General features: G+C 56.2%; 19 protein-coding genes. 15 read left to right on the top strand and 4 right to left on the bottom strand.

Going from position 1 to position 22,966, the window contains the following annotated elements:
- Positions 1–442 precede the first annotated feature (442 nt).
- Complete coding sequence (locus tag H151_RS0101245) at positions 443–2,509, top strand: TonB-dependent receptor domain-containing protein (RefSeq protein ID WP_019959802.1); 2,067 nt, start codon at positions 443–445, stop codon at positions 2,507–2,509.
- Positions 2,457–3,494 (top strand): pepsin/retropepsin-like aspartic protease family protein, encoded by a 1,038-nt coding sequence (locus tag H151_RS0101250; RefSeq protein ID WP_169336687.1) that lies wholly within the window; start codon positions 2,457–2,459, stop codon positions 3,492–3,494. The genes H151_RS0101245 and H151_RS0101250 overlap by 53 nt, the downstream gene beginning before the upstream one ends.
- Before the next feature lie 78 nt (positions 3,495–3,572).
- Here the strand turns inward: H151_RS0101250 and H151_RS0101255 are convergent, their stop codons facing one another.
- From H151_RS0101255 to H151_RS0101265, 3 genes are all read right to left on the bottom strand, one after another.
- Complete coding sequence (locus H151_RS0101255) at positions 3,573–5,474, bottom strand: peptide MFS transporter (protein WP_026353753.1); 1,902 nt, start codon at positions 5,472–5,474, stop codon at positions 3,573–3,575.
- Positions 5,475–5,612: 138 nt separating this feature from the next.
- The gene (locus H151_RS0101260; protein ID WP_019959805.1) at positions 5,613–6,989 is read right to left on the bottom strand and encodes a glutamate--cysteine ligase; all 1,377 of its coding nucleotides are present in this window, start codon (positions 6,987–6,989) and stop codon (positions 5,613–5,615) included.
- A gap of 110 nt (positions 6,990–7,099) precedes the next feature.
- Positions 7,100–7,879, bottom strand: coding sequence for a 16S rRNA (uracil(1498)-N(3))-methyltransferase (locus tag H151_RS0101265; protein ID WP_019959806.1), 780 nt, complete (start codon positions 7,877–7,879; stop codon positions 7,100–7,102).
- 150 nt (positions 7,880–8,029) lie between these two features.
- On the opposite strand from H151_RS0101265, the gene ubiA reads away from it, so the two are divergent.
- The 13 genes from ubiA to H151_RS0101330 all read left to right on the top strand — a co-directional run bounded on the left by ubiA (position 8,030) and on the right by H151_RS0101330 (position 21,783).
- A complete protein-coding gene (ubiA, locus tag H151_RS0101270; RefSeq protein WP_019959807.1) occupies positions 8,030–8,962 on the top strand; it encodes a 4-hydroxybenzoate octaprenyltransferase in 933 nt (310 codons plus the stop codon).
- A 57-nt stretch (positions 8,963–9,019) separates the two neighbouring features.
- Positions 9,020–9,457 (top strand): MarR family winged helix-turn-helix transcriptional regulator, encoded by a 438-nt coding sequence (locus H151_RS0101275; RefSeq protein WP_019959808.1) that lies wholly within the window; start codon positions 9,020–9,022, stop codon positions 9,455–9,457.
- Between the two features lie 88 nt (positions 9,458–9,545).
- Positions 9,546–10,325, top strand: a complete 780-nt coding sequence (locus H151_RS0101280) for an enoyl-CoA hydratase-related protein (protein ID WP_019959809.1) — start codon at positions 9,546–9,548, stop codon at positions 10,323–10,325.
- Positions 10,326–10,390: 65 nt separating this feature from the next.
- Positions 10,391–10,735 carry a GNAT family N-acetyltransferase gene (locus tag H151_RS15120; protein ID WP_019959810.1) on the top strand — a complete coding sequence of 115 codons (345 nt, stop codon included), beginning with the start codon at positions 10,391–10,393 and terminating at the stop codon, positions 10,733–10,735.
- Between the two features lie 370 nt (positions 10,736–11,105).
- Entirely contained in the window at positions 11,106–12,605 is a 1,500-nt protein-coding gene (locus tag H151_RS0101290) for a UbiD family decarboxylase (RefSeq protein ID WP_019959811.1), read from the top strand.
- A 99-nt stretch (positions 12,606–12,704) separates the two neighbouring features.
- Positions 12,705–13,664 (top strand): GGDEF domain-containing response regulator, encoded by a 960-nt coding sequence (locus tag H151_RS15125; RefSeq protein WP_019959812.1) that lies wholly within the window; start codon positions 12,705–12,707, stop codon positions 13,662–13,664.
- 1,316 nt (positions 13,665–14,980) lie between these two features.
- Positions 14,981–16,330 carry a dicarboxylate/amino acid:cation symporter gene (locus H151_RS0101300; protein WP_040758265.1) on the top strand — a complete coding sequence of 450 codons (1,350 nt, stop codon included), beginning with the start codon at positions 14,981–14,983 and terminating at the stop codon, positions 16,328–16,330.
- A 42-nt stretch (positions 16,331–16,372) separates the two neighbouring features.
- Positions 16,373–16,831 carry a winged helix-turn-helix transcriptional regulator gene (locus H151_RS15130; RefSeq protein ID WP_019959814.1) on the top strand — a complete coding sequence of 153 codons (459 nt, stop codon included), beginning with the start codon at positions 16,373–16,375 and terminating at the stop codon, positions 16,829–16,831.
- Positions 16,832–16,834: 3 nt separating this feature from the next.
- Complete coding sequence (locus tag H151_RS0101310; protein ID WP_019959815.1) at positions 16,835–17,503, top strand: DsbA family oxidoreductase; 669 nt, start codon at positions 16,835–16,837, stop codon at positions 17,501–17,503.
- A gap of 105 nt (positions 17,504–17,608) precedes the next feature.
- Positions 17,609–18,970: a TldD/PmbA family protein gene (locus H151_RS0101315; protein ID WP_019959816.1), complete on the top strand. Its 1,362-nt coding sequence runs from the start codon at positions 17,609–17,611 to the stop codon at positions 18,968–18,970.
- Complete coding sequence (locus H151_RS0101320) at positions 18,939–19,733, top strand: 3'(2'),5'-bisphosphate nucleotidase CysQ (protein WP_026353756.1); 795 nt, start codon at positions 18,939–18,941, stop codon at positions 19,731–19,733. Before H151_RS0101315 ends, H151_RS0101320 begins: the two co-directional genes overlap by 32 nt.
- A 3-nt stretch (positions 19,734–19,736) precedes the next feature.
- Positions 19,737–19,967, top strand: coding sequence for a DUF4170 domain-containing protein (locus tag H151_RS0101325; RefSeq protein ID WP_019959818.1), 231 nt, complete (start codon positions 19,737–19,739; stop codon positions 19,965–19,967).
- 166 nt (positions 19,968–20,133) lie between these two features.
- Positions 20,134–21,783 (top strand): ABC transporter ATP-binding protein, encoded by a 1,650-nt coding sequence (locus tag H151_RS0101330; RefSeq protein ID WP_083918347.1) that lies wholly within the window; start codon positions 20,134–20,136, stop codon positions 21,781–21,783.
- Between the two features lie 749 nt (positions 21,784–22,532).
- On the opposite strand, the gene arfB is transcribed toward H151_RS0101330, so the two are convergent.
- Positions 22,533–22,961, bottom strand: a complete 429-nt coding sequence (gene arfB / locus H151_RS0101340) for an alternative ribosome rescue aminoacyl-tRNA hydrolase ArfB (protein WP_019959821.1) — start codon at positions 22,959–22,961, stop codon at positions 22,533–22,535.
- Positions 22,962–22,966 lie beyond the last annotated feature (5 nt).

Below are 22,966 nucleotides of genomic sequence, written 5' to 3' on the forward strand. Positions count from 1 at the left end.
GATCACAAGAGATAATAATGATGTGACTTTATTTCTATCATCACAACTATATCACGCGACCTTGATCGCATTCATGTGAATATGAATTCAAACACAGCCTGTTTTATAGCAGCGCGCCCATCGCTCTATTTTCTTAGAGATCAGTAAAACCTTTTAAAGGGGACGGCCGAACGCCGGCGCAGCCCTATAGGGCTGCGCCTTTTTATGAAGCGTGTGTAATATTCAAGAAATGTGACAGATGTTTAAGGTCGTAAAAATTACACCGGCCAGAGATACTGACAATGTAATTTAAATTGAAAAATCAAAAACTTGAAACATATGAATTTACTCAATTCACGCCCATCTCACACCCCCGTGAGATTACCTACCAAAAGTTCAGTACAGCTTTGATCCGGACAAAAATATGGTCCCGTCATATTTCGACCGGATTGGGGACATTGTTATGACGAAATTCTCTCTTGGGCTTGCGAGCGCACTCTTGCTCTGCGTCGCCAGCGCACCCTTGGCCACGGCGCAAAACACAGCTGCATCTGATAGCTCGATGATGAGTTATGACAGCGAATTTTTTGCCCAATTCAATGCCCTTACTGCGCTTGACATGGTTCAGCAAGTGCCCGGCTTTACCATTGATGATGGCGACAACCGCCGCGGTCTCGCCGGGGCTTTGAGTAATGTTCTGGTCAACGGCAATCGGGTCAGCACAAAGGGCAGCGGGGCCTTTGGCACGCTGCGTCGCATCCCGGCCTCTGATGTTGTCTCCATTGAGCTGATCCGGGGCAATGTTCCCGGCATTGATATGCGCGGCCAATCGAGCGTCGTTAATGTTCACCTTAAAGAAGGGGCCGGGACCAGTGGTTCAACGCGCCTGCGCCTTACCCATTGGGAAAGCAATCGCATCATGCCTAGCGGGGAAGCGTCTATGACCTTTGCCGGGGACAATCATGATATCACCTTCGGGGTTGAGCTTAACTCCGCTGGCGGTGGCAATCCGGCCAACCGCAAGCGCTATAATAGCGTGGGCGAACTGACCGATCACCTCGAAGATCGTGATCACGGTTTCTTTTACGAAGCCTCGCCCTTCATGAATGCGACGTACAATTTTGCGAATGGCGACACTTTCACCTTTTCGGCTCAAGGCTGGAACTGGCACGATGATTGGTATGGCATTTCGCGTCACTACGATGGTCAAGGACGCTATGTCGACATTCAGGAACAAGACCGCGATGTCGGAGGCTTTGTTTACAATCTCAATGCTGAGTATGAACATGCTTTCTCTGAGACTTTAAGCCTCAAATTCATTGGGTTTTATCGCGACGGAAATCGTGATGCCCGCAGAGATTTTACCACCCTTCGCGCCGACGGTCCGCTTGATCACCGTGCCTTGATTGATGATGAGGTAGAGTTTGGTGAGCAGATCCTGCGCTCCCAGCTGAGCTGGACGCCGCAGGGCCCGCATAGTTTTGAGTTTACGGCTGAACGCGCCTTCAATTTCCGTGACAGTGATTTTCTATTGCAAGAAGATGATGGATCAGGGCTGGCTCGCGTTGCCCTGCCGGTCAGTAACACCCGCGTGGAAGAAGTGCGTTGGGATTTCTCGGCCTCTCATGGCTGGCAAATCCGCGAAAACCTCAATCTTGAAACCATATTGGCTTGGGAAACCTCAACCATTAGCCAAAGCGGTGATGCTGAGCAAGAACGTGATCTTCAATACTTCAAACCCAATGTCACATTGACTTGGGATCTTGACCCGCAAAACCAGATCCGCCTGAAAGTTGAGCGCGAAATCGGTCAGCTGAATTTTGAAGACTTCATTTCTTCGGTCGATGTACGCGACAGCCAAACCAATACCGGCAACCCCAATCTGGAACCTACCCAGGCCTGGCTGGCTGAGGCCGTTTGGGAACGTCGTTTTGGCGAGGATGCCACAATCACCCTGACCGCCAATCATCGTGAGTATGATGCCGTCAGCGGCACTGTGGCGCTCGGCGGCGGGCTCAGCGAAGGGCCCGGCAATCTCGAAAACGGCAAGCGAAGCGAATTGATTTTCGACGCCAACCTGCCTTTGGACCGGATCGGATTACGCGGCGCGGTTCTTGAACCCATCTTTGCCCTGCGTCATTCTGAAGTCACTGATCCCTTTACCGGTGAAACTCGTCCCATTCCCGGCGTTTCTGACTGGCGCTTTGATGTCGACTTCCGCCAAGATTTCCAAAACTTGGGTTGGGCCTGGGGCTTTGATTATCACTATGCCAGCGAAGAAGACGTCTATAGATTGCGCGAGAACCGGTATATTCAACAATCCAAAGGTGATCTGGACATCTTTGTTGAAACCAGCCGCTATTTCGGCGTGACAACACGCTTAGGCGTTGATGGGCTGATCCACGATGCCCATGTCCGCCGGCGCGTCTTCTTCGACCCTCTCAGAGCCAATGGCCAATATAATGGGGAAGAAATCCGTGAAACCAATTTCTACCGCACGATCTATCTGGAAGTCACAAAAACCTTCTAGCCCGCCGAGTTTTCAGGACGCAGTCGCTCTGCCCCCCCAGCGCAGTAAAAACCGTGTCCTGACCCTTCGCCAAGGGGCCTTTGGCCTCTTGGCGGGGGGAATTTTATCCAGTGTTGGCGGGGCGCAAAACCTTGAGCGCACGAGCCTGCCCATGCACCAGGTCGAAAGTGGGCATTACGTGGTCGATGTCAGCCTGGGCCGCTCCATTCACCTGCACCGCGATGATGCTGAGCCCCAGAGCCGCTTTCCGTTTATCGTTGATACCGGTGCCAGCCATACCGCCCTGGTTGAGCACATTGCCACGCATCTGGGCTATCAGCGCCCAATAGAATTCGATCAAAGCGCCACATCATTGACCGAACGCTTCGATACACACATCTATCGTTTAGAAAGCTTCGACTTTGGCCTTGGTCCAAGATCTATGGACACCGTCATTGTTTTCGCTGAACCCGATGAAGACTTCTCGGCCTTTGGCCTCCTGGCCGCCAATCACTTGAGTGATAGTCCCTATAGCCTGGATTTTCACGCTCAAACGATAAACTTTGGCATCCCTGAGCCGAGCCGCCAGGATATTAAGATCAGCGATCACTTCAACATTTTATTGGGCGAGGCCTATATAAGTCGGAGACAAGAGCCAATCCACGTCATGCTCGATACCGGCTCAACCCGGACCATTGCGAATAGGGCTTTAGCACGCCGCCTGGTGAGCCTTGATGATACAATCGTGCTCAATCTTCGCGGCGTGGGCTCGCGCATCCCCCAAAGGGCAACAGCTGGTGTGTATTTGACCCATTTCAAGATTGGCGAGGTGTGCGTTGGGCGCATGCCCGTGATCGAAGCCGATCTTTTCGTCTTCCAAGAGTTAGGTTGGGCGAATGAACCTGCATTATTACTGGGCTTGGACGTCTTGCAATATACCCGCCTGAGCTTTGATCCCGATCACGCCAGTGTTGAGGTAACGGGCTATAACCGCGCGCAATGTTGAACCTTATGAAGCGTATAAAAAAACCCGCTGAAGCCATCGCTTCAGCGGGTTTTTTGTAAAGGTCAAGTCCCTTAGCGCTTAAACACCATGGGTATCTTGATTAGGGCCAGAGGCCTCAACGGTTTCCAAAACCGCTTGGTCTTCGGCACGTCCATGGCCCAGCTTCTTCAAGAAGAAGCTCAAAATACCAAAGACCACACCCAGCCCGATCGCCATCATGCCCAGGAAACCGAAGACATCGACATAGCTTTGCAAGGCAGCAGCCTGGTCAAGAACCTGACCGGCAACTGTTTCGGCTGCGGTCATCGACGCGATGATACCGGCCACATATTGCGCGAACGAACTCGACAAGAACCAACCAGCCATCATGGTCGAAACAACCGCCATCGGCGACAGCTTTGTGATCGCAGACAAGCCCACAGGCGACAAGCATAGCTCACCCGTAGTGTGCAACAGATAGGCACCCGCCAGGAAGACCAGCGGCACGCGGTAGCTGTCATCAGCGAAGTTTACGCCCCAGACCAGCAACATGAAGCCCAAACCGACCTGGATCAGCGCCAGAGAGAATTTTAAAGGCGTGTTGGGGTTGTGTTGCAACTTAGCCAGGAAGGCCCACAAAGCGGCAAACACCGGCGCAAACAGCAGAATGAAGCCCGCATTGAAAGACTGCACCTGAGAGGCCGTGATCGAAGTATTGATCGCGATCGGCCCCAGATTAATCACATCAGCCGCCACGACATCCAGCTGCGTGTTACGCGCAGCGAACAAATTCATGGACGATCCAGCCTGTTCGAACAAGGCCCAGAACACGACCGAGACAAAGATCAAGATCAGAGCCAGAATCAGGCGTTGCGCCTCAACCTTCGAGCATTCCTTGATCATGTAATAGACCATATAGCCGACAAACAACACGCCACCGACAATCAGAAGGCCCGCCAGAAGGTCAGACTCGCCAATTTTAATGGTGTGCGCTTGAACCATCAGCCAGACAACACCGACGCCCAAAGTGCCCAGAATATAGATCAACCATTCGGTGTTCACTGGACCCAGGATAGGTTTTTTCAACTCTTCCGGCTTCGGCGGATTACCGACATGGCCGATCAAGTTTTTCCCCGGCATGAAGAAGAGGACTTTACCCCGAACGAAGACCAGCCAGCCAACGCCCATGCCGACCCCGGCCAGACCAAAACCAGCCCACCAGCCGACGGTTTCACCTAACAGACCACACAAGATTGCGGCCCAGAAGGAGCCCAGATTGATCCCGTAATAGTAAAGGAGGAAGCCTGAATCGCGGCGCGGGTCGTGCTCGTCATACAGCTCACCCACGATGGAGGAGATGTTGGCTTTCAAGAAGCCGACGCCCATGATGATCAAAGCCAGCGCCAGATAGAAGATATTGACATAGCCACGATCGCGCACAGGCTCTTCCATCACAAACTCACCGGCAGGCAAGATTTGTGGAAGGGACGCCGTAGCGGGCAGATCCACGATTTCCAGATCCCCGGCTTGGCTTGCACGGAATTCATATTCTGCGCCATCAACTTCCAGATGCACAACGCGCGAAGCGCCGCGACCTTCGGTCACGAACTCATATTGCGCATCATTATAGGTCAGGAATTGTTGAGCCTCTTTACCTTCAATACCCATGGTGAAGTGACCGGCCACCAAGAGCAGAGCCCCGAAGGCAGTCGCTTTACGCGCGCCGAGATATTTATCGGCCAGGAAACCACCCAAGAGCGGCAGGAGGTATACCAGTGAGGTATAAGCGCCATATTGCGAGCTAGAAAAGCTGTCGCTGAACAGGAAATGCTGGGTCAGATAGAAAATCAAAAGCCCGCGCATACCATAGTAGGAAAAGCGTTCCCACATTTCAGCGAAGAAGAGGATGTGCAAGCCCTTGGGGTGTTTGCGCATCTGGGTAAAGACCGGTACGGCCGTCGCGATTGTCACCAAAAGGCCAATCGCCACCACGATATTAATAACCATATTCTCCCCCAGCATGCCGCCCATTCATCCCATTTGGATTGCGTTCTGCGTGCATGCTTTTGTCTGTTGATCTGGCAATAGACCATAGCCAGGGGGGAAGGCTCAAGCCCTCTTTGCTGAAACGTGTTTAATTTAGTAAGCGCTGGCTTCAAAAATCGGATCGATCTGCCCACCCCATTCGGTGTGATAGCGCTCTAACAGACGCTCGGCCGGGGTGACACCGCTGGAAGCGATTTCATCAAGATCATCAAGGAAGTGTGCTTCATTTTCGCCATGACCATTGAGCTTGGCGCGCGCTTTAAGCCCCTGGCGCGATATGGCCAGGACCTGCTTTGCGACCTCTTGAAGAGTGGTATGCCGCAAAGGCGTTTTCAACGCCGTTTTGGCCGCCGCGATCCGTAGAGAATCACGCTCGTCCTGGGTCCAATCTTTCACCAGATCCCAGGCCGCATCTAATGCCGCCTGATCATAAAGCAGCCCCACCCAGAAGGCCGGTAGAGCGCAGAGCCGGCTCCATGGCCCGCCATCTGCGCCGCGTTGTTCAAGGAAGGTTTTCAAGCGCACTTCAGGAAACAGGGTCGAGAGGTGATCTTCCCAATCGGTCACCGTCGGTAATTGGCCCGGCAGGATCGGCAATTGGCCTTTCAAGAAATCACGGAAGCTGAGCCCGGTCGCATTGAGGAATTTGCCCTCACGCTTGACGAAATACATCGGCGCATCCAACGCCCAATCGACATACTGCTCATAGCCGAAGCCCTCTTCAAAGGCGAAGGGCAAGGTTCCACACCGTTGATTATCGGTATCGGTCCAGACATGCGAGCGATAGGAGAGATAGCCATTAGGCGTCTCATCCGCAAAGGGCGAATTGGCAAACAGCGCCGTCGCGAGGGGTTGCAGCGCCAAAGACACGCGCAGCTTCTTGACCATGTCCGCTTCTGAGGCAAAGTCCAGATTGACCTGAACGGTGCAGGAGCGGAACATCATCTGATGGCCCATCGTACCGACCTTGGGCATATAATCCTTCATCAGACCATAGCGGCCCTTGGGCATCATCGGGGTGTCTTCCAAAGACCATTTGGGCGAGAAACCCAGCCCGAGAAAGCCCGCGCCCAGCTCATCGGCGACATCGCGAACCTCTTTGAGATGCAAATTCACCTCAGCGCAGGTCTGGTGAATGGTCTCCAAGGGCGCGCCAGACAGTTCAAACTGCCCACCGGGCTCCAAGCTGACAGAAGCCCCATCGCGTTTAAGGGCAATGATGAAGCCGTTTTCGATCACCGGCTCCCAGCCAAAGCGGGTCAAACCCTCCAGCATGCCGCGCACGGTCGGGCCGACAGCGCTATCATACGGGATGGGACGTAAGGTCTTTGTGTTGAAACCGAATTTTTCGTGTTCAGTGCCGATGCGCCAGGCTTCTCTTGGCTTTTCACCCTTGGCAAGCTCAGCAATGAGTTGCGCTTTTTGCTCAATGACAGCGCCTTCGCCGCCCTTGGTATAGGTCCCACTCATAAATATCCCGCCTGCCGTTAGGGTCTTTGAACACAATCTGACTTATGCAGCTTGCTTTCAAATTGCAAGAGAGCAGATCGCCCCCTTGCACAGCCCATAAAGCACACGCGTTATTGACGCGGGGTAAGCGACCAATCCCCGATCACGGCCTGAATAACGCCTAGAGCCGCACAGGCGGCCGTATCGGCGCGCAGAATTCGCGGACCCAAGCTCACAGGACGCACACAATCAAGTGATCTTAGAAGCGTGCGTTCCTTGTCATCAAAGCCGCCCTCTGGCCCGATCAGCAACGAAACCGGCTGATTGGGATCAAGGGTTTTCAAAACCTCCAACAAAGGCCCGGCGCGGCCCGCGTCTGCGCCCCAGTCCTCGCCCGGATTATCCCCCGCCTCATCACAGAAGATCAAAACCCGGCCCTCAGGCCAGTCTTTCAAGACTTTTTCCAGGCTGACCGCATCCTCGACGTCCGGCAAATCCAGACGCTCGGTCTGTTCCGCCGCTTCGCGCGCGGTCGCCATCAGGCGCTCAACGCGAACCTTGTCGGCAATCGTGCGATGGGTCAGGACCGGGCGAATAATCGATACGCCCAGCTCGGTCGCCTTTTCGACGATGAAATCGGTGCGGGTTTTCTTGACCGGGGCAAATAACAGCTCCAGATCCGGGGTCTTGCGCTGTTCACGCACTTGGCGGGTCACGGCCAGGATCGCGGTTTTCTTGCTGACATCGCCCAACTCGCCCAGCCATTCGCCATCTTGCCCGTTGAAGATACGGACTTGATCGCCGCCTTTCAGACGCATCACGGTTAAAATGTAGTGGCAAGCTTCCTTACCCAATTCAATGTGTGCACCCTCATGCAGGGGGCTGTCTAAAAATAGGCGTGGCGTGGCCATCGCAGGGGCATTCCTTCTGTAACCTGCGCCAAAGTCTGGGGCGCATAGCTGCCACCATGCGCACCCTTGCCGGGCAGTGCAAGGGGTTTAGCATTATCAAGGCGAACTTGCCCCCTTGTCAGCGCTCAAAAAGGACGGCACACCAGCGCCATGACCCTTCAAACTGATCGCCGTGTCCCTGATAGTATCGCCCAAAGCTGGGTCGATCGCGCGCCCGCCGCAATCCGGCCCTATCTGCGCCTGGCGCGGATGGACCGGCCTGTGGGCTATTGGCTGTTATGCCTGCCGTGCTGGTTCGGACTTTTGCTCGCCCGTCAAGGCCAGGGATTGGGCCTTTCTGATGTGATCTGGATGGGGCTTTATTTCTTGGGCTCGCTCGCGATGCGGGGCGCGGGCTGTACCTATAACGACATTGTTGATCGTGATCTGGATGCCCAGGTGGCGCGCACGGCGGATCGCCCGCTAGCCGCCGGAACGGTCAGCTTAAAACAAGCCTGGGCGTTTTTACTGGGCCAGGTCGGTCTGGGCTTTTTGATCTTTCTGGCGCTACCGCTGTTTGCAAAGCTGGTCGCCCTTTTCTCGCTGGCCTTAGTGGCCGCCTATCCCTTCATGAAGCGCATCACCTGGTGGCCGCAGGTCTGGTTGGGCCTGACCTTCAACTGGGGTTTATTGATCGCCTATAGCGCTGTAACGGGCGAGATCACACCGAGCGTCCTTTTGCTTTATGCAGGCGCGATCTTGTGGACCCTGGGCTATGATACGATTTACGCCCATCAGGACGCCGAGGATGACGCCATGGTTGGCATAAAATCGTCAGCTTTGGCGCTGGGCGACAAGACCAAGCCCGCCCTGTGGCTGATTTACGCCCTCAGCGCGGCCCTTACGGCGGCTGGGGTGATTTTAGAGGGCACATCCTTGATCTTCGCCCTCGTCTATCCGCTCTATGTGCTTCATCTTTTGAGCCAGATCGTCCGCTTTGACATTCATGACGGTGGCTCTTGCCTCAAAGTCTTCAAAGACAATCGAACGACTGGGCTTTTACTGGTTTTCGCGTTAAGTTTGGGGGCACTTGCCCCGATTTAACGCAAGCGAGATTCGCAAAACTTCGCATGCGATCTATTTAAGAAGGTCAAATCGCTCATGGCTCGGGTTCGCGCAACCGATCGACGATTATTCCTCTTAATTGAAGTCGCCGCGCGGCGGCTCAATCGCGAAGCGGATATGCGTCTAAAGGCTGAGGCCCGCGTGACGGCGGCCCAGGCCGCCGTGCTCTTCCTGCTGAAACGCCGCGGCGAACGGCGCATGGGCGCCATTGGCGAGGTCTTGGCCCTAAACCCGCCTGCCGTGACGGGTCTCATCTCGCGCATGGAAGCGGCCAATCTGGTCACCCGCCATAGTGATCCCGATGATAAACGCTCCAGCGTTGTCGCCCTTACCGAAGCAGGGCGTCAGGCCGGGGAGATCGCCGAGATTATCTTGCGCGATTTCAATCAGGAAATTGCTGAGCGGATTGGCCCTGATAGCGCCGATGAAGTTTATGACGCCTTGACCCGCCTTGTGCGCGATGATGAGCTATAAGCGAACACAGACTTTCAAACTTGGCCCCCTGCCCTAAGCGCGCTAGCGTCCCTTCCAAAGATAAAAACCACTGGGAGACAACCGCGCGATGAGCGATCATATTTTAAGCCGCGATGACGGCCATGTCCGTATTCTGCAGATCCACCGTCCTGACAAGAAAAACGCGCTGACCCGCGCCATGTATACGGCCCTGTCTGAAGGGTTGGAGGACGCCAGCACGAATGCAAGCGTGCGCGTTGTGATCCTTAAAGGTGAAGCCGGGGTTTTCACCGCCGGCAATGATTTGATGGACTTCATGCAAGACCCCCCCAGCATTGGCGCAGAGCCCATGCCCCCGGTGGAGCGTTTCATGCGCGCTTTGATGGCCTGCACCAAGCCTGTGATCGCCAGCGTTGATGGGCTGGCGATCGGCATCGGCACCACCCTGCTTCTCCATTGCGATCTGGTCTATTGTTCTGAAAATGCGCGCTTTAAGACGCCCTTCGTGGATCTGGCGCTGGCCCCGGAATTTGGCTCTAGCCAGCTCTTGCCGGGCCGGGTTGGGCGCGCGCTCGCCGGAGAGCTCCTCCTGCTTGGCACCGAATGGGATTATCAACGCGCAGTGGAGAAAAATCTCGTCACCGCCCATATCCCAGCCCAAGATTTGGATGCGCGCGTTCTAAACCTGGCTCAAACCCTGGCTGCCAAGGCCCCGGCGGCGGTGCGTCAGGCCAAAGCCCTGATGGCGATGGAGCAGGAACCCTTGCTCGATCGGATTGTGAGAGAGGGAGAAGCCTTCACTGCACTCCTACGCTCACCCGAGTTTCAAGAGGCGGCAACGGCCTTTATGGAGCGCCGAGCCCCGGACTTCTCCAAATTTAACGCTTAAGCTAGACAAATTCGTCATCCTGCGCCAAGACGGGAGCCCCCGCTTGGCGCAAGGTCCAAACAGCCATGACAGATACGCCCACCTTCACGATTGAAGAAGAAAAAACCGGTATCAAAGGCCGCTATATTGCGCGGGCCGCCGGTAAGTCTGAGGCATATCTGAGTTTTTCACGCCCCAATTGGCGAATCACAACCCTGGATAGTTTCACCATGCCCGAAGAATGGGCAGGCTTCAGCGTGGGCCGCGCTTTGGTCGCCAAGGCGGTTGAGGACGCGCGCGCCAGTGGTGGACGCATCCTACCCCGCTTTGATTTTGCCAAGACCCAGTTTGAACTTCATCCAGAATGGCAAGACGTTTTAGGCGGCCAGGCCAAACATGACGATGACGATGAGGACTGGGACGAAGATTAAACCCTTCATCGTCTTCACCAAAAAAGAGGGCCGGAAAAACCGGCCCAGGTAATCATTCAAAGGGGGGAAACAGATGTCATCCTTGCGGCAATTTCTTTAAATGTAGTTATTGAATCTGTTCATTTCAATATAATTATTCCCCCTGGATCACATCTTCGCCGCGCCATGGCCCGATGGGCTTCGGCCAGATAAGGCGCATCTTCGATCAAGCGCCGCAAAGATCAGTGATCGAATACGCATATTTGGTCCCTTGATGGTCGAGACCCCCAACCATCGCAAAGTCTGAACTGCACGAAATGCACATCGTGATCTTTGCCTTTACCTTCAACAGGCCTAGGTATCAGGCCAATGACATCTCTGTGAGGATAGTATGGCCTATAAATCTTTGCGCGACTTCATAGATTTATTAGAGCAGGACGGTGATCTGGTGCGAATCAAGCGCCCCGTGTCCACCCATCTGGAGATGACGGAGATCCAGCGCCGCCTGTTAGAAACCGGCGGGCCAGCGGTTCTGTTTGAAAACCCAGTTCATGAAGATGGTCGGCCCAGTGAAATGCCCGCTCTGGTCAATCTCTTCGGGACGGTGAAGCGGGTCGCACGCGCCGTGACTTTAGGGGGCCATCCACGCGAAACCGCCAAGGATCTGCGCGAGGTGGGTGAACTGCTCGCTTTCTTGCGCCAGCCCGAACCCCCGCGCGGCATCAAAGACGCGCTTGAGATGTTACCGCTGGCTCAATCTGTGATGTCCATGCGCCCGAACACGGTGAAGAAAGCCCCCTGTCAGGAGATTGTTCTCACCGGGGATGATATTGATCTTGATCGCCTGCCCATTCAAGGCTGCTGGCCGGGCGAGCCCGCGCCGCTGATCACCTGGCCGCTGGTCGTCACCAAAGGCCCCTCTAGCGATAAGGTCGATGATTATAATCTCGGTATTTATCGGATGCAGAAGCTGTCTAAGACGCGCACTTTAATGCGCTGGTTAAAGCATCGCGGCGGCGCGCAGCATTATGCGCGCTGGAAAAAGCAAAAGCCTGAGCCCCTGCCCGCCGCCATCGTGCTGGGCGCGGATCCGGGCACAATCCTGGCCGCCGTCACACCTATTCCCGACACGTTGTCGGAATATCAATTCGCCGGGCTGTTACGCGGCAAAAAGGTCGATCTGGTTGAGTGTAAGACCATCCCTTTAAAAGTCCCCGCTGAGGCGGAGATCATTTTAGAAGGCCATGTCCTGCTGGATGAAGATGGCCCTGAAGGGCCCTATGGCGACCATACGGGCTATTATAACTCAGTCGAGCGCTTTCCTGTCTTTGAGATCACGGCCATCACCATGCGCCGCGATCCGATTTATCTCACCACCTTTACCGGTCGCCCGCCAGATGAGCCCAGCGTTTTGGGTGAAGCCTTGAACGAAGTGTTCATCCCCCTCCTCCAACAACAATTTCCCGAGATTGTCGACTTCTGGCTACCGCCCGAGGGCTGCAGCTATCGCATCGCCGTCATCTCCATGAAGAAAGCCTATTGCGGTCATGCCAAGCGGGTGATGATGGGGGCCTGGTCGTATCTGCGCCAATTTATGTATACCAAATGGATCATTGTCGTTGATGAAGACATCAATGCGCGCGACTGGAAGGATGTGATGTGGGCGGTGTCGACCCGCATGGACCCGGCGCGCGATTGCACCTTTATCGAGAACACCCCGATTGATTATCTCGACTTTGCCTCGCCGATTTCTGGGCTGGGTTCAAAAATCGGCCTGGATGCCACCAATAAATTCCCCGGCGAAACCCACCGCGAATGGGGCGAAAAACTCTATATGGATGAGGATGTCATCAAAGCCGTGGATGCGATGTGGGATGACTTGGGACTTTGACCTGACAAATTACAGGATTTTGCCCGCGCGGTTTCCATCTTTTTAAGGGGTCTATGAGTAGATTAAGTTAACCCATTCAAGACTGCGGGAGCCAAGCGCGTGAACGATACCGTCCAAGCCTCTGATGTAGGCTTTAGCTCTGATGTGATTGTCGAAGCCCAGCAAATGAATGTGCTGGTGTGTGAAGCCAGCCAGGTTCAGCGCTCGATCCTGACGCGCCTGCTGACGGAGGCCGGTTTTACCGTGCAATCCATCAAGGATGCTGATTCAGCCCTTAGCCTGATGGAAACCAGCCCCCCAGCCATCTTCATCACCGGCGTTGAGGTCGGGCCAACGTCCGGGCTTGAAGCCTGTTGGACCTTGAAAGCCAGTCCCGATACCGCCCATGTCTATACGATCGTCGTCAGCGCCTCGACCGACAACCGGATTGCCGAAGCGTTGGATTCCGGGGCCGATGACTTTATTCGCAAGCCTTATGAAGCGGTGGAAATGAAGGCGCGTCTGCGCGCTGCGGCTCGCATGGTGCGCCTGCACCAACATTTACGCGATCAGATCGAAGCCGATCCCCTGACCGGGGCCGTCAACCGCAACGCCTTTATCCGCAGCTTGAAAATGGAAGTCGCCCAGGCGCGCCAATTGCGCCTGCCGGTCTCTGTGGTCATGGTCAATTTCGACCACTTCAAGAAAATCAACGATACCCATGGTCAAGAAGTGGGTGACCGGGTGATGACGCGCGCGGTCAATACCTTACGTAATGAGCTAGGGGCCTATGATGTGATCGGGCGCCTGGATGGCTCTGGCTTTGGCATGATCATTCCCCGGCTCAATCAAGGCGCGATCCAGGATCTGGCCGAAGATATGCGCCGCGCGCTGGCAAACCTGATCGTGGAAGATGATTTGGGCCGACCCATCCCCCTCACCGCCAGCTTTGGTATCGCCTATTCCCCCGCGGACCGCGAACGCATCTCCTATGACCGCATGATGGGCCATGGCGAGAAAGCGCTGAAATCCGCCAAAGATACCGGACGCAATAAAGTCGTCCTGTTGCCAGTGGCTTAACCTTTTACTTCTTTCAAGTGTGAGCCTGAACCGGGGAGCGCGCCCCTTCAAGTAGGCGATAGCCGGTAGGGCAAGAGAAAGACGCCCCCTCCGGCCTACCGCCCCCCCGCTTCGCAGGGGAGGACATGTCGGACCGCCAGCGAGGATGTCTTGAACGGCCCCTTAGGCCGCAAGGACAATCGTCCGCCCGCAGCGAAGCGAGGACTTTTCAAGAAACTGTCACCCCAAACTTGATTTGGGGTCCATGCCGGACGGGTTGAGCGTGGTTCTGATCGCGCAGATTATACGGCAAGCTTACGGCATGGATGCCAGATGTGCGCTTCGCTTTTCCGGGATGACAGCCTTCCTTTGATTAGTGGGATGCGCGTTCAAACTCACGGCATAGACCCCGCAAGAGCACACCTATCGGACATGGTATATATACTGTCATCCCCGACTTGATCGGGGATCCATGCACTTTGAAAGCAAGCTCAATTGATCCCGGGTCGCACTGCGTTTGCCCGGGATGACGGCTTTTATATTGAAGCTTCCTCGCGCACGCTGCGGGCGCACACGCCCTACCGGCTGTCGCGCACTTGAGGGCCTGTGCTCCCCTGTTTACGGGGGAGCTGTCAGCGAAGCTGACTGAGGGGGCATTTTTTACGACCCCGTTTCGCCCCCTCCGCCCCCTCAGGCCACCTCCCCCGCTAAAGCAGGGGAGGACTTATCTCTGACCTGTCATCCCCGACTTGATCGGGGATCCATAAGCCTTTGCGGCAAATACAAGAGATCCCGGATCTCACTCGGTCATGCGCAACCGTCTTCAGCCCACCTGTTTTACCGCGCATTAACTGGGTTGAACGCTTTCAGTGGAATGTGCGCCCGCGCTGGGACATCATCTCCCCATGAACAGCGCAATCACATACGGGCTACAAAGTTACGCCAACGCTACAAGCAAGTTAAACACAGCTGTCGCTCGTACCTTGCCTGTTCCTTCATCACAAACTCCATCAGCGGCCTCTCAAACAGAGCGACCCAATGAAGCCGCAAACAGAACTGGCGCGTCTCAACCTGCCCGCACATCCCCCCCCGACACCCCTGCTCGGGTTGGGCGCGCCACGCCTCTCACGCCTGACTATGTCGAAGCGAGCGTTGCACGCATCCAAGCGGAACAAGAAGCGTCCCTGGCGGTGACCTCTATTCGTGCCGCAGATGATCAAATCGGACAGATTTTGAACATCAAAGCCTAATTTCGAGCCGTTACGACATTTTATGATCACATCGTCCATCCAATTGTCCTATAGCTTCGCTGGTGGGTATGTCAGCGGAGCTTCTTTGTGTCTCAAGACGTTAAGCGAATACATTATCGCAGTTTAGGTGAACAACTCGACGCCTGGATGTCGGCGCATTTATGGGCGCAAGTCATCGCCGGATTGATCCTGGGTCTGGGCGTGGGTCTGCTATTTGGTCCCGATTTGGGCTGGATCTCCCGTCCCTTGGCCGAGACCATCGGCAATTGGCTCGCCCTGCCCGGGCAAATCTTTCTAGGCCTCATTAAAATGGTGCTGATGCCTCTGGTGGCCAGCTCCATCGTTTTGGGCCTCGCCGCGGGCGCGTCGAACCCTGAAAGTCTACGCACTTTGGGCACACGTCTGGCGATTTTCGTCACCACCACCACGGCGCTCGCCGCCACCCTGGGCGCAAGCTTGGCCCTTCTCTTTCGCCCAGGACGCATGGTCGAGGTCAGCAATATTCCGGTGCCGCGCCTGAAGCCCGATGTCACTGCGATCACACCCGATCCCTTGGTGGAAATTGCCAATGCCGCCCCGACCCTGATCGCGAAAATCGTACCCGAAAACCCGCTTGCGGCCGCAGTTTCCAACGAAATGCTCGCCATTGTTGTCTTTTCGGTATTTTTGGGCCTGGCCTATGTCACCAGCGATCACCGCGAGAAGATGGACCCTCTGGTCAGAGTTTTAGAGGCCTTGCTGGAAGTTTCTATGACGGTCGTGAAATGGGCGATGTATCTGACCCCTTACGCTGTTTTTGGCCTGACCGCGCAAATGACCGCGCAGATGGGGGTCCATTCCCTGTTCACCTTAACGGCTTATCTCGGCACCGTCCTTCTGGGCCTTTTCCTGCTTTTAATCCTTTATTTGGTGCTGGTGGGCTTTTTGGGCCGGATCAGTCCCTGGCGCTTTTTGAAGGCCGTCGGCGAAGCCCAGCTTCTGGCCTTCTCCACCTCGTCCTCCGCCGCCGTCATGCCCGTAACGATTGAAACGGCAGTGGAAAAGCTACGCGTGCCGTCCTCCATCGCCAGCTTCGTCATTCCCTTATGCTCCACCGTAAACATGGCCGGGACCGCGCTGTATCAGGCCACCGCCGTGATCTTCGTGGCGCAAATCGCCGGTGTTCATCTGGAGATCCATGAGATCGCGCTGATTATTCTCTCCCTGGTTGCCGCCTCCATCGGGGCACCGGGCGCGCCAGGGGTTTCGATTGCGATCCTTTCCAGCATCATCGTCAGCTTTGGCATCCCGCCCCATGGTCTGGTCTTCGTGCTGGGGCTCGATCGGATCTTGGATATGGCCCGCACCGCGGTCAATGTGACCGGCGATCTTGCCGCAACGCGGATTTTAAGCCCTAAACAGAGCGAATTAACCCCAGAACAGGCCCGTCACAGCTAAGCAAGGTTTGTCAAATGGCGATGGAATGCTTACATCTTGGCTATGAATGATTTATCCAACTGCCGCTCTGATTGCCTGATTGAGTATTTCGTCTCCAATTTCGGGGATCGCTGGAGCCTGATTGTGCTGCGCGATCTGATGATGGGGCGCAAACGTCGCTATTGTGAACTGCTTGAAGGCGAAGAGCAAATCGCGACTAATATTCTGGCCGACCGGCTTAAACGCCTCGAAGCGGCGGGCTTTATCGTCAAATCGCGCGATCCGGAAAATAAGCGCTCCTTCATGTATACCCCAACGCAGAAAGCACTGGATCTGTGCGAGGTTTATACCGCCATCATGCGCTGGGCCTCGCGCCATGTGCCGGCCTCACGCGTGGATGAAAAGCTCTATGATCGCCTCAAAGACGATCCCCATGGCTTTACCGCCGATTTGATGGCACGGTGCGGCGAACCAGACTGCTGTGATAGCGATGATCCTTCCCTTACCAGCAAGGCCTCTTAATCCATGACCCAAGGTAATGTCAGCGTTGATCTCGTGATGGATTTTGTATGCCCGTGGTGCTGGGTGGGCCTGCGCCAATGGCAAACGGCCCTGGAAAAACGCCCCAAAGTCGGCGTTGAAACACTGATCCGCCCTTATCAACTGGACTCTACGGTGCCGGTTGAAGGCGTTGATTATCAAAGCTTTATGCAAGCCAAGTTTTCTGGCGATGGCGCAGAGCGCTGGCAGAACATGCGTGATTATTTAGAAGAGCTTGCCCCTAAGGCCGGGATTACTTTTCGCTTCGATGAGATTAAGATCCGTCCCAATACTTTGCGCGCCCATCGCCTGATGCGCTGGGCTGGGGGTCAGGGTCTGAGCTTTGAGGCGGCTGAAGCCCTGTTCAAAGCCTATTTTGATGAGCTACGCGATATTGGTGATGTCGAGACTTTGGCGCAGCTCGGTGAAAGCATCGGCATGGATGGCATGGTGGTGCGTGATTTATTGGCCACCAACAGCGATGAAGGCGCCGTCATTGAAGAGGAATTCTTCTATCGCCGCCTCGGCGTTCAAGGTGTGCCGGCCTATATCTTCAATGGTCAATTTGCCCTCTCCGGCGCGGAAAGTCCTGATGTCCTGGTCCAGGCAATTGATCGCGCCGCGAAAATGCCGGTTCTGGCCGAAGACGAATAGACCCAGACCCACGCCTCTATCCCCAACGACTTTTTTACCGATTACCCCCGGAATTATCTGCAAGAATGTTGCAAATTCCCGCCAAAAAAGGCTATAGCCCGGCCCATGACGCACGCTTATTCTGCCCCCGACCTTCATCATCTTTCGCAACTGGCTGACGATCTGATCCGCCGGGCCAAGGCCCGCGGGGCTGAGGCCTGCGAGGTGTCCATCTCTGAAACGCGCTCGCTGGATGTCGGCGTGCGTGAAGGCAAGCTGGAAGAGGTGGAGCGCTCAGAATCGCGCGATGCCGGGCTGCGGGTCTTTATCGGCCAGCGCCAGGCGGGCGTGGCCTTCTCTGACCTGTCCGAAGCGGGCATTGATCTGGTGATTGAGCGCGCCCTGGCCATGGCCAAAGCCGCGCCGGAAGATCCCTATTGCGGCTTGGTCGCGCGCGATAAACAAGCCAAAACCCTGCCTGAGATCGCGCTTTATGATCCGGTCAGCGATGATCCCGCCGCCTTGGAAGAGGCAGCCCTGCGCATGGAAGCCGCCGCCATGGGCGTAGAGGGCGTGGCGATGATCGGCTCGTCCAGTGCCGGCGAAAGCCTGGCCGCCACGGTCTTCATGACCTCAACGGGCTTTCATGGCACACGCCTGGCTTCACAACGCGGGCTCGGCGTTGCCGCCATCGCCAAAAACGGCGATGCGATGGAGCGTGATTATGATCAAGACACGATGCGCCGCGCCGCGGATCTGAAATCCCCAGATGAACTAGGCCGCAGCGCCGGGGAACGCGCCGCGCGCCGTCTGGGCTCGGATAAAATGCCCTCAGGCAAGAAGCCTGTGATCTTTGACAATCGCATTTCAACCACCTTTATCGGTTCGCTGTTAGGCGCGATTTCCGGGCCCGCGATCGCACGCGGCACGTCTTTCCTGCGCGACAAGCTGGGCCAGCAGGTTCTGCCTGAAGGGCTCGACCTCATCGAAGATCCGCTGAAAGATTGGGGCCATGGCTCGCGCGCCTTCGATGGGGAGGGCGTCGCAACCTACCCGACCAGCATCGTTGAAGACGGCATTCTCACCACCTGGCTGCATAACAGCGCCTCAGCGCGTCAATTGGGCCAAGAGCTAACCGGCCATGCCGCGCGCAATCTCGGCGCGCCTCCCGGTGTGCGCACCTCCAATGTGCATCTCTCGCCGGGTGAAGACAGCTTAGACAGCCTCATCACCTCCATTACCGACGGGCTTTATATCACCGAGATGTTTGGCCCATCGCTTAATGGCAATACCGGGGATTGGTCGGTTGGGGTGTCGGGTTTGCGTATTGAAAACGGTATCCTGACCCACCCGGTCAGCGAAGTTACCGTGGCGGGTAATATGATTGAGATCTTGCTCAATCTGGTCCCGGCTAATGATCTAGACTTCCGTCACGCCACCAACTCACCGAGCGTCTATGTCGACACCCTGGCCATCGGCGGACGCTAAGGCGGATCGCGATCTTTTAGGATCTGCGGTGCGCGCCGCGGGCGCGCTGGTGGCCGCCTTTTATGAACGCGGGGCCAAATCCTGGGATAAACAACCCGGTAATCCCGTCAGCGAAGCCGATCTCGCCTCAGATGCGTTGTTACAACAGCATTTGAAAACGGCCCGGCCCGATTATGGCTGGTTGTCCGAAGAAACCGTGGACGATCACTCCCGCCTCAGCGCCAAGCGCAGCTTTGTCGTCGATCCCATTGATGGCACGCGCGCCTTCGTCAAAGGCCGCGCGGAATTTGTCATCGCCGCCGCCGTCATCGAAAACGCATTGCCAATCGCCGCAGCGATTTACAATCCCGTCACGCAAGAACTTTATGATGCGGCCAAAGGCCATGGCGCGCGCAAAAACGGTCAACCGATCAAGGTCAATCACCCCGATGCCTTAGAGGCGGCGCGCTTGATGGGCGATCCAGGGCGCTTAACGGCGCTGCGTGAAGTGTGTGCGGTGGCAGGCACGGTCAATTCCGCCGCCCTGCGCCTCGCGCTGATTGCCGAAGGCGTCTATGACGGCTTGGTTTCGGTGCGCGGCAAATATGATTGGGATGTCGCCGCGGGCCATTTGATCATTGAAGAAGCGGGCGGAAAATTTACCGCGCGCAATGGTGATGCGATTGCCTATGACCGCGCCGATCCCTGCCAACCCCCGCCGCTGGCCGCTGGCCCGGCGCTGCATGCTTTGCTATTAGAACGCTTAAAGACGATGGAGATCTAACCCATGAGCGACAAACAACTTCTGCATCTGGTGATCGGTGGCGAGCTGAGCGATGTTGGCCCCAATGCCGTTGAATTCAAAGACCTTTCTAAGGTCGAATTTGTCGGGGCCTATCCCGATTATGATGCCGCGCGTAAAGCCTGGAAAGCGGCCGCGCAACGCACCGTGGACAACGCCCATATGCGCTATTTCGTCATTCACGCCCATCGCCTGCTTGATCCCGCTAAAGACTAAGCCTTAGACGAAAGCCGGTCCGCTGACCTTACCGCGCCCCACTCCACCCAGCCTTACCCTGCCCCAGCCGGGTGAGGCACAATCAAGCCGTGCGATCATCGCACGGCTATGGCGTGATTGGCTGGCCTCCAAATGGAAACTGATCCTATGGGGTCTCCTGCTTTCTATCATTACCGCGAGCGCCGTCAGCTCCTATGGCTTGGCGATCAAGTATATCTCTGACCTTATCCAGGTGCGCTCGAAAGATGTGATCTGGCTGGCCCCGGCCCTTGTCGGCATCATCGTCTGCATTCGCTCCTTAAGTCTTTACTATCAAGGCCTTGCCACAAATCGCCTGGCCCTCTCGGTGATGCGTGATTTACAAACGGCGATGTATGCGCGCCTGATCAAGGCTGATTTTGCCCGCCTGCAGGGCGAGGCGGTCGGCACCCTCATCTCGCGCTTTACCAATGACATCACCATGCTGCGCGAAAGCCTGGTGCGCGCGGCCAATAATTTGATGCGCGACAGCTTTACCGTGATCGCCTCGGTCGCGGTGATGATCTATCTCGACTGGGTTCTGGCCCTGATGGTGCTGGTGATTTTTCCCCTCGCCGGGCAACCTGTTCTGAAGATCGGTAAAGCTATCCGCAAGCGCTCCACCGCCATGCAGACCCAGATGGGCGATGTGACGAGCTTTCTGGAAGAAAGCTTTTCCGCCACCCGCATGGTCAAAACCTTCGCCCTGGAAGACTATGCCGAGGCACGCGCCAAAACCACCTTCTGGGAGCGGTTTAAGATCACCCTCTCCATGGTCGCGGAACGCGCCAAGATCGAACCGGTGATGGAGCTGGTCGGCGGGCTGGCCATTGGAGCCGTGTTCGCCGTTGCGGGCTGGCGCGCTGCCAGCGGGGCCAGCGACCTGACGGATCTTTTGGGCTTTATCGGAGCGATCATGGCGCTCAGCCCCGCCGCACGCGCTTTAGGCTCGCTCAGCGGGGTCATCCAAGAGGGCCTTTCGGTGCTGGACCGGGTGTTTTCAATCCTGGATGAAACGCCCAAGCTGGTTGATCAGCCTAATGCCAAACCCCTGACTTTTAAGGGCGGCCATATCCGCTTTGACGCCGTCAGCTTTGCCTATAGCGATGGCAGCCCAGCGCTGAAATCCGTCACGATTGAAGCGGAACCGGGTCAGACCATCGCCCTTGTCGGACCGTCCGGCTCAGGCAAGACCACCGTCCTTAATCTGATCCCGCGCCTTTATGATGTCAGCGACGGCGTCTTGTCTGTGGATGGGCAGGATGTGCGCACGGTGACCCTTTCTAGCCTGCGCGCGCGCATGGCTTTGGTGAGCCAGGACATCACCCTGTTTGATGACACCGTGCGGGCCAATATCGCGCTGGGCCGCTTGGACGCCGATGAAGCGGCCATTGTGGCCGCCGCCAAAGCCGCTGATGCCCATGACTTCATCATGACCTTGCCCCAGGGCTATGACACCCCTGTGGGGCCTAAAGGCTCCAGCCTGTCCGGCGGTCAGCGCCAGCGCCTCTCCATCGCGCGTGCCATCTTGAAAGATGCCCCGATCTTGTTGCTCGATGAAGCAACCTCGGCCCTCGATGCGCAATCTGAAGCGCGCGTGCAAGCCGCTCTCGACCGTCTGGCCCAGGGGCGCACCAGCCTGATCATCGCCCATCGCCTGTCCACCGTGCGCCATGCCGATCAGATCTATGTGATGAGTGAGGGCGAGGTGCGCGAACGCGGCACCCACGAAACCCTTCTGGCGCAAGGCGGGCTCTATGCCGATCTGGTCAAATTGCAATTGCGCGAGACGCGATGATAGGCTGGGTCTGTCATCGCGGACTTGCTTTGAGATCCATCCGCAGAGTGAACGAGGATGTCTTGAAAACCTGTCACCCCAAACTTGATTTGGGGTCCATGCCGGAAGGGCTGAGCCAAGTTCTGCTCGATTAGATTATACTGAAAGCTCACGGCATGGATGCCAGATCAGGTCTGGCATGACATGTTCGACCCGAAGGGTCGCAAGCGCGAATGTCCTCAAATAGCCGACAGGCGATAGGACAAATAAGAAGTGCGCGCCCACAGCGCAGCGAGGATGTCTTGATAATCTGTCATCCCGGCCTTGAGCCGGGATCTATTGTCCGTGATGGCCATGTTTATAGATCCCGGATGTGCGCTAACGCTTCTCCGGGATGACAGGTCTTTGTTTTAGCTGTTGCTGCCAAGCGAGGAAGCTTAACAAAAACCGCCCCCTCCGGCCTTTCAGGCCACCTCCCCCGCTTCGCAGGGGAGGATAATCGGGCGATCAGCCCGCAAGCGCGAACGCGCGCCCGCAGCGCAGCGCAGCGAGGAAATTTAAAGAAAAATGTCATCCCGGGCAAGCGTTAGCGCGACCCGGGAACTATTGAGGGTGCCAGCAAAGCGCATAGATCCCGGATCTAGTCCGGGATGACAGTATTCATTGAAAAGCCCAGAGAAAACGGCCACCCCCCGTTTCGCCTGCGAGCATATATCGAGCCAACGAACTCTCCCGGTAAGCATGAGCGCCTAGCGTCCCCACCCCAGACACTAATCCCAATCCTTGGGCTTAGAGCGGGCGGCCTTAACCCCGGCGCGTTTAGATTTTGCCACCTTGTTCCGTTCAACCGAGGCGCGGGTCGGGCGTGTCGCCCGGCGCACTTTAGGCGCGATCTGGGCGGCCTCCACCATCTGGCTGAGGCGCTCTAAGGCAATCTGGCGATTTCGCTCTTGCGTGCGTGCGCTTTGCGCGGTGATCACAATCTCACCATCTTTGGTCAGCTTACTTCCGGCCAAAGTCTTCAAGCGTTGGCGGACATAAAACGGCCAGTGCTGGGCCTGATTAAGATCAAAGCGCAATTGCACCGCCGTTTCGACCTTATTGACATTCTGCCCGCCCGGTCCGCCGGCACGGATAAAACGCACACTCAGCGCGCGCTCTTCAACGCTGAGCTGGGATGTCAGATAAATGCGCGCCATCCCAA

This window comes from Woodsholea maritima DSM 17123 (assembly GCF_000382325.1).
In the GTDB taxonomy this organism is placed as follows: Bacteria; Pseudomonadota; Alphaproteobacteria; order Caulobacterales; family Maricaulaceae; genus Woodsholea; species Woodsholea maritima.

Bases quoted from the DNA above. Each gene is read 5' to 3' on its own strand.
- H151_RS0101315 (WP_019959816.1), top strand. From the start codon at position 17,609: ATGACGCACGCTTATTCTGCCCCCGACCTTCATCATCTTTCGCAACTG.
- H151_RS15120 (WP_019959810.1), top strand. From the start codon at position 10,391: ATGACAGATACGCCCACCTTCACGATTGAAGAAGAAAAAACCGGTATC.
- arfB (WP_019959821.1), bottom strand. From the start codon at position 22,961: ATGGCGCGCATTTATCTGACATCCCAGCTCAGCGTTGAAGAGCGCGCG.
- H151_RS0101245 (WP_019959802.1), top strand. From the start codon at position 443: ATGACGAAATTCTCTCTTGGGCTTGCGAGCGCACTCTTGCTCTGCGTC.
- H151_RS0101280 (WP_019959809.1), top strand. From the start codon at position 9,546: ATGAGCGATCATATTTTAAGCCGCGATGACGGCCATGTCCGTATTCTG.
- H151_RS0101275 (WP_019959808.1), top strand. From the start codon at position 9,020: ATGGCTCGGGTTCGCGCAACCGATCGACGATTATTCCTCTTAATTGAA.
- H151_RS0101260 (WP_019959805.1), bottom strand. From the start codon at position 6,989: ATGAGTGGGACCTATACCAAGGGCGGCGAAGGCGCTGTCATTGAGCAA.
- H151_RS0101265 (WP_019959806.1), bottom strand. From the start codon at position 7,879: ATGGCCACGCCACGCCTATTTTTAGACAGCCCCCTGCATGAGGGTGCA.
- H151_RS15130 (WP_019959814.1), top strand. From the start codon at position 16,373: ATGAATGATTTATCCAACTGCCGCTCTGATTGCCTGATTGAGTATTTC.
- ubiA (WP_019959807.1), top strand. From the start codon at position 8,030: ATGACCCTTCAAACTGATCGCCGTGTCCCTGATAGTATCGCCCAAAGC.
- H151_RS0101325 (WP_019959818.1), top strand. From the start codon at position 19,737: ATGAGCGACAAACAACTTCTGCATCTGGTGATCGGTGGCGAGCTGAGC.
- H151_RS0101290 (WP_019959811.1), top strand. From the start codon at position 11,106: ATGGCCTATAAATCTTTGCGCGACTTCATAGATTTATTAGAGCAGGAC.
- H151_RS0101320 (WP_026353756.1), top strand. From the start codon at position 18,939: ATGTCGACACCCTGGCCATCGGCGGACGCTAAGGCGGATCGCGATCTT.
- H151_RS0101310 (WP_019959815.1), top strand. From the start codon at position 16,835: ATGACCCAAGGTAATGTCAGCGTTGATCTCGTGATGGATTTTGTATGC.